Here is a 13,512-nt window from a genome sequence, read left to right as displayed (position 1 = left end):
CATCGCTCTCTCCTCAGTTGTTATCAGTACATAGTTCAGGATAGGTTTGACGACCATCCTCGTTAAACGAATACAAAAATCTACGATATGAAAACAAGTGTGCAAATCGATGCGTCCAAACCCGTTTTGGTCACAGGTGGTTCAGGTTATGTGGCTTCCTGGATAGTAAAGCAGTTGCTCGACGAAGGCTTCAAGGTAAGAACGACTGTTCGCAATAAATCAAATACGGCCAAATACCAGCACCTGCTGGATATGGCTGAAAAATCGAAAGGGAAACTGGAAGTTTACGAAGCCGACCTACTGAAAGAGGGCTCCTTCCTGGAAGCCATGAAAGGTTGTGAGTTGCTGTTTCACACCGCTTCTCCTTTCAAGATCGCCGGCTTTAAAAGCGCCCAAAAAGATTTGGTCGATCCGGCCGTTCGCGGTACGCGGAATGTATTGCTGTCGGCAAACATTACGCCTTCACTGAAGCGCATTGTGCTTACGGCCAGCGTGGCTAGCATGTATGGCGATGCGATTGAATCGACCAACACACCCAACGGAGTGTTTACCGATCGTGACTGGAACGAGACCAGCTCGCTGACTCACCAGCCTTACTCCTACTCAAAAACCGTAGCCGAAAAAGAAGCGTGGAAAATGGAAGGCGAGCAAGACCAATGGGAACTGGTGACTGTGCATCCCGGATTCGTGCTCGGACCGTCACTCACACCACGAACCGATTCCACCAGCATCGATTTCATGCTTTCGTTCCTGAACGGAAAATACAAAACCGGCGTTCCCGACCTCACATTCGGCTTTGTTGATGTTCGCGATGTGGCCAAAGTTCACATAGCAGCGGGGATGACTCCTACAGCCAAAGGTCGTTACATTGCCGTTTCCGAGTCGAAAACAGCCTTGGAAGTAGCGCAGATTCTTCGTGAAAAATATAACGGGAACTACCCCATTCCGTCAAAACTTGTTTCCCGTGCGTTGCTTTACCTGGTTGGCCCAATGATGGGATTCAAATGGAAATACCTGAAAAGGAATCTCGGATATGCGGTAAAATTTGACAACTCTCCAAGTATTAACCATTTGGGCATTCAGTACATTCCGCTGAAGCAAACCATCGAAGAGCACGCCGAACAAATCATAAATGAAGGATTGCTGAAAAAATAGGCGAACACAAGATGCTTTAGGAACTTTTGCAAAATGACAAGAACTCCGGAATCAACTGCCTGCCAGTTAGCCGGAGTTTCGTTTTTTCTCTCCAGGAAAGAAAACAAAACAAATCCTTTACAAAAGTTAGGCTTATTTAACACTTAAATTATTTAATTTTCGTTTTCTAATTAAAAATCTGGGCTTATGTCAACCATTCAGAAAATTATCGAACTAAGACATACGTTACACCAACACCCCGAAGTATCGAACCGGGAAAAGCAAACGTCAGCCCGAATCAGCGACTTTGTTCAACAATATCAACCTGATAAAACCATCGACATCAGTCATACCGGAAAAGCCTTCATTTTTGAAGGGAAAAATCCCGGGCCTACCGTGATGTTCCGTGCCGAGCTGGATGCTCTGCCCATTCTGGAACACACCAACGTCCATTATGCCTCCGAAAACTCAGGAGTGGCACATTCGTGCGGACATGATGGACACATGTCGATGGTAGCGGGTCTCGCGCCTTTCATCGCCGAAAATCGCCCGGAGAAAGGAAGAGCCGTCTTGCTATTTCAACCCGCCGAGGAAGTCGAACAAGGCGCTCGTGATGTTGTCGAATCACCGGCTTTCGCCGAAATAGAACCGGATTACATTTTTGCCCTGCACAACATACCGGGCATCCCAAAAGGAAAAATCATACTTCGACGGGGAACTTTTTCGGCTGCATCCAAAGGCATGATCATCCGGTTAACCGGAAAAACTTCGCACGCGGCCGAGCCGGAGAATGGCATCAGTCCGGTCAGAGCCATCGAACAAATTATCCGGGGACTGTCGGAAATTGTTGAAGATAAATCGGCATTTGCCGACCTCGCCCTCCTCACCATCGTGCACATTCGCATGGGCGAAGTCACCTTTGGCACCACGCCGGGTGACGCCGAAGTAATGGTTACCCTTCGTGCGTACGAAAACGATGATATGCAAAAAATGACCGGTCTGGCCGAACAGGTTGTTGAGAAAGCAGCCGAAAACGAACAATTGAAATTTGCCATTTCCTATGTAGAAGATTTTCCGGCGTTGGTCAACAACGACCAGTGTGTCGAACTACTGGAAGAAGCTGTCCGCAAAAACGGATTCGATTATGCGTACCGGGAGCAACCGTTTAAATGGTCGGAAGATTTTTCGTACTACACGCAAAAATATAATGGCGGCTTCTTCGGATTGGGTTCCGGTCCCGACCAGCCGCAATTACACAATCCAGATTTTAATTTTCCGGATGACATACTTGGCAACGGTATGGCCATCTTCCAAACTCTTTACGAGAAGCTGTTAATTGAAAACAAATAATTCATGCAGGAAACCTCTGTCATTACGCTAAAAGAAAGCGCCCTCATTAACAATGTTCAGTTTTTGAAGAAAAAACTGGGTAAAAACGTCAAAATATCTTCGGTTGTTAAAGCCAATGCTTATGGTCACGGCATCGAGCAGATGGTTCCCATGCTCGAAAAGGCCGGTATCAACCATTTCTCGGTCTTTAATTTCGACGAAGCTCAGCGGGTTTGCCGCAGCCTGACGAAGAAAAGCACGGTGATGATTATGGGGTACATGGGCCGGGACCACATGCGGGAAGCCATCGACAAGGGATACGAATTCTTTGTCTTCAATCTCGAACGACTGGAACATGCCCTGGAAGAAGCCCGCGAATTGAATAAACCTGCCAAGATTCACCTGGAAGTAGAAACCGGCATGAACCGGACCGGACTAAACATGAACGAGCTGATAGAGGCCATCGACGTGATAAAAATGCAGCCTGAGCATTTCCAGGTGCGAGGTTTTTGTACCCATCTCGCTGGTGCGGAAAGCGTTTCCAACCACGTTCGCATACAAAAGCAGTTGAAACGTTACCGGCAGATGAGTGCCATCCTGGAAAAGAACGAAATTACTCCCAGATATCGTCATGTCGCCAATTCCGCTGCTGCCTTCGTTTACCCAAACGCCCGCCTCGATATGGTTCGTATCGGTATTATGCAGTACGGCTTCTGGTCGAGTGCCGAAACCTTTATCCATTACATCAATCACAAAAAAAACCGGACCGACCCTTTGCACCGGATTTTGGGATGGGAAAGCAAAGTAATGTCCATCAAACTCATTAAGACGGGAGAATTCGTTGGATACGGCAACCATTTCCTGGCACAACAGGACACACTTATGGCACTTATCCCGGTAGGATACGCAACAGGTTACAGCCGCTCGTTAAGTAACAAAGGTCGTGTACTCATCCGTGGCCGTAGTTGCAATGTAATCGGAATCGTAAATATGAATATGGTTGTGGTGGATATTTCCGCCATTCCCGAAGTGAAACTGGGCGATCAGGTAGTCATCATTGGCCGGCAGGGCGATGCCGAAATCAACGTTTCGGCTTTCAGTGATATCAGCAATGCCCTGAACTACGAAGTACTTTCGCGGCTTCCGATGAATATCGAACGGAAAATAATTCCGGCGGAATAATCCCGAAACACAACCTGGCTTCGGTTCAAAAAATCGGGTAAACAGTAAATAATTAAATCCGATGCGCAAAGGATTAGGATCCTATGCTTATAGAATTTTTTTTTCACGGCATAAAAAAAAATTCTATAAGCATAAAATTCCGGACTTTTAAAACCCGCTGAAACCAAGCTATTCAGAACATTGAAAAATACTTATCCGTAACAAGAGAATCGAATGTACCAAAGACACAAGGTTACTTCTGATTCACCAGATACAGTCCGGCGATTACCAGCAACGTTCCGGCAATCCTACTTACTGAAATATGCTGTTTGGGAACGCCCATCAAGCCATAGTTATCGATAATGAGCGACAGAATAAGCTGCCCGGCCACTGCGGCTATCAACACGTTGGCCACACCGATTTTCGGGACGAACAGGATGACACTGGTAACGAATATAGCTCCCAGCAAGCCGCCAATCATCAGGTATGGCGGGACACCTTTGATGACCTGGAAAGACGGAAAACCAACCTGCATTAACATCAGAGCCGCAGCCAATGCTAGTGTTCCTCCGAAAAAGGATATAAATGCAGCCTGCAACGGATGCGACAACATTTTTCCCAACTGGGCATTAATGGCTCCCTGCCAGGCAACCAGGCTCCCCACAATCATTACTAAAAAGATTATCAGCAGTTTATTCATTCGTTTAGCAATTATTTCTGAATACTTCAATATATGTTTCAACCATCAAAAACGGCTGGTTAAACCAACCAGATGCAGAATAAATTGTTCAATGGCTATAACTATTCGGTTAAAAATAACAATATGAATCATCTTCTTAGCTTCTCGCTCACCGTATTTATGGGATTTTTTGCCATCATGAATCCCATCACCAACATCCCGATTTTCCTCAGCCTGACGGACGAGGCCGATTTCCCGACCCGGAAACGGATCGCCAAATCAGCCACATTCACAGCACTCATCATTGTGCTCGCTTTTATCATCATCGGGAAATACATCTTCATGGCTTTCGGCCTAACGATTCCCGGTTTCAAGATTGCCGGAGGCATCCTGGTGTTTTATGTAGGATTTGAAATGCTACAATCCAAAAAGTCCACCATTCACCACTCCGACAAGATTACCATCGACGAAGGGATGGCCATCTCGCCACTGGCTATCCCGATTTTGGCCGGACCCGGAACCATCGTAACCGCCATGAACTACGTCACGCAAAGCAACATCTGGCACATGGTGATTACATCGGTTATTTTCGGTGTGATGATTCTCCTCACCTACCTTGCCTTCGTCTACAGTGATTATATTCTTCGTCTGGTCGGACACAAAATCATTGTGGTGATGAGCAAAATAATGGGACTAATCCTTGGAATTATCGGGGCCAACATGGTGACAGAAGGAGTCCGGATTGCTTTTCACCTGGGTGGTGCATCCTAAAATTCAAGGCAAAAAAAATCCCGGTTTCCCGGGAATTTATTTTATTTCGAAGAAGATGTCTCCAATTGGCGCCCGGCCGGCACATCTTTGTGCTTGGGCCGTTTGGCCGGCGAAATAATCAACCGCAGCGACTGGTCGTAGAAGATGTAGTTCCACACCCAGTTGATAAAAATAATGAGCCTGTTTTTCACTCCCACAATCGACATCAGGTGGACAATCATCCAAACCAGCCATGCCCAGAATCCTTTGAAACTAAACTGGGGCAGGTCGACGACGGCTTTGTTGCGGCCAATGGTAGCCATGGTTCCTTTATCGTTATAGCGGAAGGGTTTGAGCTTTTCCCCTTTTTCCAATCGTAAAAGGTTTTTGGCCAGCAACCGTGCCTGCTGAATGGCCACCTGTGCCACCTGCGGATGACCGTGCGGATAATCCTTCGTTTCCATCGTTGCCAGGTCACCAATGGCAAATTCATGCTCAAATCCCTTAATCCGGCTAAACTCATCAACCATCACGCGATCGCGTTTGTCAATCAGTTCCTCCGGGATACCTTCCACCGGCATGCCTTTTACACCGGCTGCCCAAACCAACGTGCTGCAGGGCAACTTCTCACCGTTCGACAAGGTCACTTCTTCGCCATCATACGATTTCACAGCAATACCGTTGTAAACTTCCACTTCCAGCGACTTCAGAAAATCCTCAGCAGCTTTGTGCGATTTCTCGGTCATGTGTCCGAGCAATTTACCGGACGCCTCGACAACCGCAATCTTTACTTTTCGGTGATCAATTTCATGGTAATCGCGCGGAATAATCCATTTACGCATTTCGGCCAAAGCTCCGGCCACTTCCACTCCGGTCGGACCGCCACCTACAATAACAATAGTTAGCAACTCCTGCCGCTTCTTTTCGTCATCGATGCTCGAAGCCCGCTCAAAGTTCATCAGGATGTGGTTACGCAATGCCAGTGATTCCGGTATGCTCTTGAGGCCCCAGGCACGCTTTTGAATCTCTTTATTACCAAAGAAATTACTTCCGGCTCCCATTGCATTCACGAGGTAATCGTAATGAATGGTTCCAACGCTGGTATGCACCACCTTCTCATCAAAGTCAACGCTCTCTATTTCCGCTTTGCGAAAATGAACGTTCTGATTATCCTGAAAAACCTTCCTCAACGGGAAAGCAATGGCACTGGGTTCCAGACCCGCTGTCGCCACCTGATAGAACAAAGGTTGAAACTGATGATAATTGTGCTTGTTGACCAATACGATCTGTAAATTACTTTTAGCCAGTTTCCGGGCAAGTGTAAGCCCTGCAAAACCACCGCCCAGAATAACCAACCGCTTACCGTCGTAGCTTGGAATATTTGCACTCATATTTTGTCAAATTATTTTTTGTTTTGTGTCTTCACTTTATACCAACAAAGCGAGTGCGAAAATTCCCGAAGACTATCTGATTTTTAAGATGTATTTAACGTTCCCGCGGCTTTATACGGGAAATGAGCAAGGATTGATGTAGTCAGGCGATAGAATAAATCTTGCGGAAATGATATCCATAGATAGCAAGGGTAATTGCTTCCGGGAAGTTTTCAGGGCAATGAAAAATGGTCCAGACAAACAGTCTCCAATAGTAGAACTGACCTTGTTTCAACACCCCCAAAACAAACATGGAACGAATTAACGCCTTTACATTGGCAAAAGTCATCTTCCGGCGGGTGTGCAGCCCTGTCTTATAATTCCTCAAAAAGTGACGGACCCGCTGATAATAGGGTTCGTAGCTGTAGATTTCCTTCAGCACCTGACGGTAGCCATCCAACAGAAAATCGAGGTTCATCCGGGGGATAAAATTCATGCTGAAGTCCGTATTGTTTCCTGAACTCACATCCAGCAAGCGCTCCTCATCTTTGAGCCGCTGATATAGTTTGGTTTTCTTTTGCGCGTTCAACAAGCCGACCATGGCCGTCACAATGCCACTTTGCTGAATGAATTCGATTTGCCGCTGAAAAACAGAAGGAGAATCCTGATCGAAACCGACAATAAACCCACCGGAAACCTGCAGTCCGAAACGCTGCATTTTCCGGATATCTTCCACCATGTTCCGCGCGGTATTCTGTATCTTGTTGCATCCGGCCAGACTCTCCTGCTCAGGTGTTTCAATTCCCACGAACACACTTTCAAATCCGGCCTGAACCATTAAGCTCATCAACTCTTCATCATCTGCCAGATTTATACTTGCTTCGGTATTGAACCGGAAAGGATAATTCCGTTCTTTCGTCCATGCAATCAGCTTTGGAAGAAGTTCTCTTTTCAGTTTAGCTTTATTCCCGATAAAGTTATCATCCACGAAAAAAATGTTACCACGGTAGCCAAGCGAATAAAGGCTTTCTAGTTCAGTCAGAACCTGCTCCGCCGATTTGGTGCGTACTTTTCGTCCAAATAGAGCGGTGATGTCGCAGAACTCACAATCAAACGGACAGCCACGCGAATACTGCAGACTCAGCGTGGCATATTTCTTCAGGTTCAAAAGGTAATAATCGGGAACCGGCGAAAGTGCAAGTGAAGGGAATTCATCAGTCTGATACAAATGCTTTGGAGTTCCCTGTTGCCAATCGTTCAGGAACCATGGTAAAGTAATTTCAGCTTCGTTCAGCACCAGGTAATCAACCATGGGCCACTCTTCCGGCTCACTGGTAAAGAGCGGTCCGCCGGCGACCAGCTTCTTATTCAGTTTCTGACACATCCGGATGACATGTTTTACCGAATGACGTTGAATATCCATAGCTCCGATAAATACCAAATCGGCCCAACCAACATCGTCTTCCCGCAAGGAAGTACCGTTCATATCCACCACACGCTTCTCCCAGGCCCCGGGTAGCAAGGCTGAAACCGTCAGTAAACCCAAAGGCGGATTGGCCACCTTTCGGGAAATAAACCGGAGCGCATACTTAAAGCTCCAGAATGTGTCGGCACATTGCGGATTGACTAATAGTACTTTCATTGGATAATGGAATTATCTGTCGGGAAATAAAAGGGGATCGAAAACCAACCTTCGTGAAGTTAGGGATAAACGGTAAAGGCTTCAAGTGGGCAGGGACGAATGGCAGGGACAAGTGTCCGGTCTACCGCTTTAGGGATGAACCGGCCTGGAAAAGTTCCGGTTCGTGGAGTTTTCCGTAAATTTCGCGGAAAAGCGGAGCAAACGATCGGGAAACATGCAATTCGTCAACCACACCGTCCAGATGGATATGATACCCGTGCTGACTGCTTCGCATGCGGGTTACATACTTCATATTCACAATGCAGGTCCTATGGCAACGAATGATATGCGGAAAGCGCTTCACCTGTTTCATCGCATTTCCCAACGTGTTTCGCACCATCACCTTCTGTAACTCGTCTCCTTCTTTCCAGTATATCTCAATGTAGTTTTGAGCCGAATGGATCATCACCAAATCCCGGGCGTTCACCTGTGCATTCCCCCTTTTGTATTTCGATGGAAAATTAATCATCACATCCTCTGCATTCTTCATGCCATCAGAGAAAGCGTCAACCGAATGAATGGTCATTTTTAGACGCCTGTTTTGATTAATGACAATCAGCAACGACACAGGAATGATGCTGAACAACAAAATCCGGATGAGCGTGGAAAAGTTCAGTTCATACAATCCGGTCAGGCGGGCATAAAAAAAGTAACCTACCGTGATGGTCAGCAACATCCAAAGGTTCCAGAGTATCTCGTGTTTGATTTTCCATTTTCCCGAAAGGAAAATACCCGGGAAAAGGGCTGGCAACACCAGCAGGTTAACGCCCAAGGAGAAGAGTGTCACCAAAGCAAATCCCAACAACAGATATACTTTGTCGTACAGATCGAGAGCCGACAAATCGAGCGGTTTGTACAATAACAGGAAAAGAAATACGACCAGACTAATGCCGAGGATGATGCGCAGGTTATGCTTAAAATCGTCGTTAAACGGATACGGTTTGTTCAGGTAGTCAAGCATAGCAGGGTAATAAATGGCTCATTCAATTAAATATACGACTTTGAGAACGCTTTTGAAAGCGTTTAAAATTCCACTTTTAAACCGTTCATCAACAAATGGAAATATTTGTTCCTGTTCGGGTAAAAAAGTAACTTTAGCTACGGTAAGTGGGTAAACGCTGAAACAAGATGGAATGAGGGCAAAACAAGGAGCTGCAAATCAAACAATGACCAGCAGATGAGCAAGCATTTTTCCAATTCTCCTATCGGAAAGAAACTCCTGTTCATGACAGGCGTAGCCATTATTGTCAACCTGATTGCCGGAGTTACAGCCTGTGAACTCTGGAAAGTGTTCCCTACCATCGAAATCCATGGCCTGTCGTACATGGCCAACGGCGACCTGGTCACCTACTACTCACTCATCAACCTTCTCAACATCGTGCTGATATTAATCCTGGCGCGTAACCTTTATTTTAAACGGTTGCATACACTCACTCCGTTCTCTGACGGCGTACTGCTCGGGATTATCCTCGTTGTGTTTAGCTGGATTTTCAATATCCTGTACATGGAAGTGAGTCATCCTGATCGACCTATTCCCGACTTTATCGTCGGAAAGAACCAACCGGAAATTGGCATCGTCTGGTTGACAGCCGTCATCACTGCCACCATAAGCGGATGGCTATACCACAAACGCTGGAAATCGAACGCTCACTTCTGGATGACTACCCTGGCGGTGGTAGCTATTCTCAACCTGGTGGCTCATTTGCTCACCATGGCCGGCGTTAACCTTTTCGACATCAAACCATAACAGGAAGAAAAACCAATTGAGGGTGAAAAATTGAGTCCCGAAATATCGGGAGAGAATCGCGCTTCGAGGTTACGGCAAAGGCTGGATTAGCGCCGCCCCGATAGCCATCGTGGGTTCTCTGCGAGCTTTGCGAAAAACCTTGGCGCCCTTGACGTGGAACCTTTTTTCTCTAACCACAAAGTTCACGAAGAGAAAACGACCATCGAAGCCGAACAGTAGTAATTTTCAAGTCAAAAATCTATGGTCAGGTCTCGTCTGTGCAGCCACGATATATCGTGGCCCTACGGCACCGGCGCACACTGAAAACAATTCGTAATGAACAATCGAAAGACCACTCTATATCATCTAAGGTTGAGCAAAGCGAAATCCCGACCGTGCGTCGGGGTCTAATGTCTGGAGTCTGATGTCTTTTTCCAACAACAGGAACAATAGCAACCTCAAAGCTAAACTGAAATATGAAACATGTAACCTGAAAAAAAAAACGTCTCCGTTAAAATATCCATTCTCCTCATCCGTCTATCCCAATAGAAAGCAACAGTAAAAAACAAAGCAACGCGCGTGGCTCAAAAACTGAATATATCTGAAATCGTCAAATCATACAGCAGCCGGCTGACCGGATTCATCCGGAAGCGGGTGGAAAATGCAGAAGACGCTGAGGATATCCTTCAGGAAGTTTTTTACCAGTTAGCTGAAGCCGACCGGTTGATGAAACCGATCGAACAACTGACAGCATGGTTGTTTACCGTTACCCGGAACCGGATTACCGACCGTTACCGGAAAAAGCAACCGGACCTGTTCGCTGAGTTCTATTCCGACGACGAGGAAGAACAGGTAGTGGAAGAATTCGGAGCCATACTGGCCGACGACCGGGATTCGCCCGAGAACGAGTACATCCGTACGCTGGTTTGGGAGGAACTGGAAGATGCACTGGAAGATCTTCCGCCCGAACAGCGGGATGTTTTCCGGTGGACCGAATTCGAAGGAAAGTCTTTCAAAGAAATTTCCAAAGAAACCGGTGAACCGGTCAACACCTGGATATCGCGCAAACGCTATGCTGTAGTCTATTTGAGAGAACGATTACAAATTTTATACGACGAATTAATAAACGATTAAAAACATACGATCATGATGCCTACGATGTCATACCGAAGAAAGAAGTTCATGTTTGCACCACTCTTTATTGTGATGCTGGCCGTAGTGAGCGCCGTTGCCATGTTACTGTGGAACGCTTTAATGCCCGACATTTTCAACTTACCGGAAATCACTTTCTGGCAGGCTGCCGGGTTACTGATTCTGGCCCGTCTGTTCTTTGGCGGATTCCGCCCACACGGAGGCTGGCCCAGTCATAGCTGGCGTAGCAAACTACGGGAAAAGGTTGCAGAAATGACACCTGAAGAACGGGAACGTTACTTCCGCCGGATACACAGCCGTTATCATCACTGGGGACCCTGTCCTGAAAAAGAAAAATCATCAGAGAAAGATAAAACGGAATAGTCACTGCAAAACATCCGGAAATGGAACGAATGATTTTTAGAAAACAATTCAACACACCGGTCAACGAAGGCGAAACAACGAAACATACCACCATCTTTAGTTTCGCCTTCCTGACCTTTATCCTGACTCAGGAAAGCCTGGAAGTCAACTGGTCATTCTTTTTTCTGCCGGTGTAAAACAAAATTTCCTGTCAGCCGTATTCTTATAGATTACATTTCGGTTGTCACCCCTGTTCAGGGCTTAATTTATCGATAAGGAAACGTGAAACCCAGATTTTTAGGTTTCCTTTGCCAACCGAAGAGATTCCTGATATGCGTAAAAGAACAAAACAAGATAAGACGGCTCCCAAAAAGAAAGTCAACCTGTTTGCTTTGCTGAAACCGTACCGGACGATGGTCATTTTTCTGGTACTGTTTGCCCTGCTGGGAAACGGAGCCAACCTGATCATCCCGAAAATCATTTCGCACGGCATCGATACCTTCAACAGCGGGCACTACGTCTTCCGAACCATAGCCATCGAGTTTCTGGCAGCCACGCTGGCCATCTTCTTCTTCACCTACCTGCAGGCAGTTGTCCAGACGTACGCTTCGGAAAAGGTAGCGCGCGACCTGCGAAAAAAACTCTCCGACAAGATATCGCGCCAGAGCTTTACTTTTATCCGCGAAAGCAATCCGTCGAAGCTGCTCACCAACCTGACGTCCGACATGGATTCGGTGAAAACATTCGTGGCTCAGGCTGTGGCTTCCATCGTTTCCTCGGTTTTTGTCATTATCGGAACCTGTGTGCTCCTTCTCACCATAGACTGGAAGCTCGCCCTCCCGGTGATTACCATGATTCCCATCATCGGCTTTGCCTTTTACATGGTGCTGAAGCGGGTACGGGTATTGTTCCGGCGCAGCCGCGAAGTAGTCGACTGGCTCAACAAGGTCATCAACGAAAGCATTCTGGGAGCCGCTATCATTCGCGTGGTGAATGCACAGCAGGCCGAATACCGGAAATTCCTTTCAGCGAATACCGAAGCGAAGGATTTGGGCATCTCCATCCTTACGCTGTTTGCGACCCTCATTCCGGTTATCACTTTCGTGGCGAATTTAGCGACCCTGACCATTCTTGCACTCGGTGGTCACTACGTCATCAACGGAAGTATGACGCTGGGAAATTTTGCCGCCTTCAACAGCTATGTGGCCATTCTCATCTTCCCCATCATCGTGATTGGGTTTATGAGCAATGTGATTGCAAGGGCTACTGCGTCCTACGAACGAATTGACAAAGTGATGAAAGCCCCGGAAACGGTCGACAAGGGAACCATCGAAAAGCCGGTAAAAGGCAATATCGAACTACAGAATGTAACCGTATCCTACGAAGGAAAGCCGGCCCTGAAAAACGTTTCGCTGAACATCAAAGCCGGTTCGCAGACCGCCATTATTGGACCGACAGCCGCCGGAAAAACGCAACTGCTCTATCTCCTGACGGGATTAATTCATCCCAACGAAGGGACGGTCTTATTCGACAATATTCCGCTGGACAATTACCGGAAAGAGACATTTCATAATCAAATTGGTTTTGTCTTCCAGGACAGTGTGATGTTCAATCTCAGCTTACGCGAAAACATTGCCTTCAGCGATACGGTAACCGATGAATCGCTGGAGAAGGCCATCGAAACCGCCGAGTTAAAAGAGTTTGTCCAAACGTTACCCAAAAAGCTGGATACGTTGGTTTCGGAAAGGGGAACCAGTCTTTCCGGCGGACAAAAGCAACGCATCATGCTGGCCCGGGCACTGGCACTCAATCCGAAAATTCTGTTACTCGACGACTTCACCGCCAGGGTCGACCAGCAAACCGAACAGAAAATCATTGGAAACGTACTGAAGAATTACCCCGATTTAACGCTGATTTCGGTGACCCAGAAAATCGCACCGGTCAAACACTACGAGCAAATCATTCTCCTGATGGAAGGCGAAGTAGTCGCAGCCGGGAAACACGAAACGCTACTGGAGACCTCGCCGGAGTACATGCAGATTTACCAGTCGCAAAAAAGCACCAGCCACTATGAAACAACAACATCATCATAAAGCGCTCATGAATGGCGGTACAGTGACAACGGACTGCCGCCCCGCCCCTCTTTACTGGTAGAGAGGGGAAATCCTGACACCGTCAGGATGGGGTG

Annotated in this window: 13 protein-coding genes; 9 read left to right on the top strand and 4 right to left on the bottom strand. The window is 46.9% G+C overall.

The features are described 5' to 3' along the window. The first annotated feature begins 87 nt into the window (after positions 1-87). From AC060N_RS08310 to alr, 3 genes are all read left to right on the top strand, one after another. A complete protein-coding gene (locus AC060N_RS08310) occupies positions 88-1,155 on the top strand; it encodes an SDR family oxidoreductase (RefSeq protein ID WP_479526689.1) in 1,068 nt (355 codons plus the stop codon). A 186-nt stretch (positions 1,156-1,341) separates the two neighbouring features. Next, positions 1,342-2,484 (top strand): amidohydrolase, encoded by a 1,143-nt coding sequence (locus tag AC060N_RS08305; protein ID WP_479526688.1) that lies wholly within the window; start codon positions 1,342-1,344, stop codon positions 2,482-2,484. A gap of 3 nt (positions 2,485-2,487) precedes the next feature. Then, on the top strand, positions 2,488-3,645 hold the full coding sequence (alr, locus tag AC060N_RS08300) for an alanine racemase (RefSeq protein WP_479526687.1): 1,158 nt from the start codon (positions 2,488-2,490) through the stop codon (positions 3,643-3,645). A gap of 232 nt (positions 3,646-3,877) precedes the next feature. Here alr and AC060N_RS08295 read toward each other — a convergent pair whose 3' ends face one another. After that, positions 3,878-4,324, bottom strand: coding sequence for a DMT family transporter (locus AC060N_RS08295; RefSeq protein WP_479526686.1), 447 nt, complete (start codon positions 4,322-4,324; stop codon positions 3,878-3,880). 72 nt (positions 4,325-4,396) lie between these two features. Between AC060N_RS08295 and AC060N_RS08290 the strand changes: the two genes are divergently transcribed. After that, positions 4,397-5,074, top strand: coding sequence for a MarC family protein (locus AC060N_RS08290; RefSeq protein ID WP_479526685.1), 678 nt, complete (start codon positions 4,397-4,399; stop codon positions 5,072-5,074). Between the two features lie 41 nt (positions 5,075-5,115). Here AC060N_RS08290 and AC060N_RS08285 read toward each other — a convergent pair whose 3' ends face one another. The 3 genes from AC060N_RS08285 to AC060N_RS08275 all read right to left on the bottom strand — a co-directional run bounded on the left by AC060N_RS08285 (position 5,116) and on the right by AC060N_RS08275 (position 9,065). Beyond that, the gene (locus tag AC060N_RS08285; protein ID WP_479526684.1) at positions 5,116-6,444 is read right to left on the bottom strand and encodes an NAD(P)/FAD-dependent oxidoreductase; all 1,329 of its coding nucleotides are present in this window, start codon (positions 6,442-6,444) and stop codon (positions 5,116-5,118) included. Between the two features lie 142 nt (positions 6,445-6,586). Beyond that, positions 6,587-8,065 carry a B12-binding domain-containing radical SAM protein gene (locus tag AC060N_RS08280; protein WP_479526683.1) on the bottom strand — a complete coding sequence of 493 codons (1,479 nt, stop codon included), beginning with the start codon at positions 8,063-8,065 and terminating at the stop codon, positions 6,587-6,589. A gap of 121 nt (positions 8,066-8,186) precedes the next feature. After that, positions 8,187-9,065, bottom strand: a complete 879-nt coding sequence (locus tag AC060N_RS08275; protein WP_479526682.1) for a LytTR family transcriptional regulator DNA-binding domain-containing protein — start codon at positions 9,063-9,065, stop codon at positions 8,187-8,189. Between the two features lie 216 nt (positions 9,066-9,281). On the opposite strand from AC060N_RS08275, the gene AC060N_RS08270 reads away from it, so the two are divergent. From AC060N_RS08270 to AC060N_RS08250, 5 genes are all read left to right on the top strand, one after another. Then, the gene (locus AC060N_RS08270; protein WP_479526681.1) at positions 9,282-9,851 is read left to right on the top strand and encodes a hypothetical protein; all 570 of its coding nucleotides are present in this window, start codon (positions 9,282-9,284) and stop codon (positions 9,849-9,851) included. 558 nt (positions 9,852-10,409) lie between these two features. After that, complete coding sequence (locus tag AC060N_RS08265) at positions 10,410-10,964, top strand: RNA polymerase sigma factor (protein WP_479526680.1); 555 nt, start codon at positions 10,410-10,412, stop codon at positions 10,962-10,964. A 12-nt stretch (positions 10,965-10,976) separates the two neighbouring features. Continuing rightward, entirely contained in the window at positions 10,977-11,345 is a 369-nt protein-coding gene (locus tag AC060N_RS08260; RefSeq protein WP_479526679.1) for a hypothetical protein, read from the top strand. A gap of 20 nt (positions 11,346-11,365) precedes the next feature. Next, positions 11,366-11,521, top strand: a complete 156-nt coding sequence (locus AC060N_RS08255) for a hypothetical protein (RefSeq protein WP_479526678.1) — start codon at positions 11,366-11,368, stop codon at positions 11,519-11,521. Positions 11,522-11,656: 135 nt separating this feature from the next. Beyond that, positions 11,657-13,417 carry an ABC transporter ATP-binding protein gene (locus tag AC060N_RS08250; protein ID WP_479526677.1) on the top strand — a complete coding sequence of 587 codons (1,761 nt, stop codon included), beginning with the start codon at positions 11,657-11,659 and terminating at the stop codon, positions 13,415-13,417. Positions 13,418-13,512 lie beyond the last annotated feature (95 nt).

The organism is Prolixibacter sp. DSM 2831 (genome assembly GCF_056493735.1).
Note: the sequence above shows the minus strand (reverse complement) of the source record. Positions and strands in the feature narration are given on the sequence as shown.

Bases quoted from the DNA above. Each gene is read 5' to 3' on its own strand.
- AC060N_RS08295 (WP_479526686.1), bottom strand. From the start codon at position 4,324: ATGAATAAACTGCTGATAATCTTTTTAGTAATGATTGTGGGGAGCCTG.
- AC060N_RS08255 (WP_479526678.1), top strand. From the start codon at position 11,366: ATGGAACGAATGATTTTTAGAAAACAATTCAACACACCGGTCAACGAA.
- AC060N_RS08305 (WP_479526688.1), top strand. From the start codon at position 1,342: ATGTCAACCATTCAGAAAATTATCGAACTAAGACATACGTTACACCAA.
- AC060N_RS08310 (WP_479526689.1), top strand. From the start codon at position 88: ATGAAAACAAGTGTGCAAATCGATGCGTCCAAACCCGTTTTGGTCACA.
- AC060N_RS08280 (WP_479526683.1), bottom strand. From the start codon at position 8,065: ATGAAAGTACTATTAGTCAATCCGCAATGTGCCGACACATTCTGGAGC.
- AC060N_RS08275 (WP_479526682.1), bottom strand. From the start codon at position 9,065: ATGCTTGACTACCTGAACAAACCGTATCCGTTTAACGACGATTTTAAG.
- AC060N_RS08285 (WP_479526684.1), bottom strand. From the start codon at position 6,444: ATGAGTGCAAATATTCCAAGCTACGACGGTAAGCGGTTGGTTATTCTG.
- AC060N_RS08250 (WP_479526677.1), top strand. From the start codon at position 11,657: ATGCGTAAAAGAACAAAACAAGATAAGACGGCTCCCAAAAAGAAAGTC.
- AC060N_RS08270 (WP_479526681.1), top strand. From the start codon at position 9,282: ATGAGCAAGCATTTTTCCAATTCTCCTATCGGAAAGAAACTCCTGTTC.
- alr (WP_479526687.1), top strand. From the start codon at position 2,488: ATGCAGGAAACCTCTGTCATTACGCTAAAAGAAAGCGCCCTCATTAAC.
- AC060N_RS08290 (WP_479526685.1), top strand. From the start codon at position 4,397: ATGCAGAATAAATTGTTCAATGGCTATAACTATTCGGTTAAAAATAAC.
- AC060N_RS08260 (WP_479526679.1), top strand. From the start codon at position 10,977: ATGATGCCTACGATGTCATACCGAAGAAAGAAGTTCATGTTTGCACCA.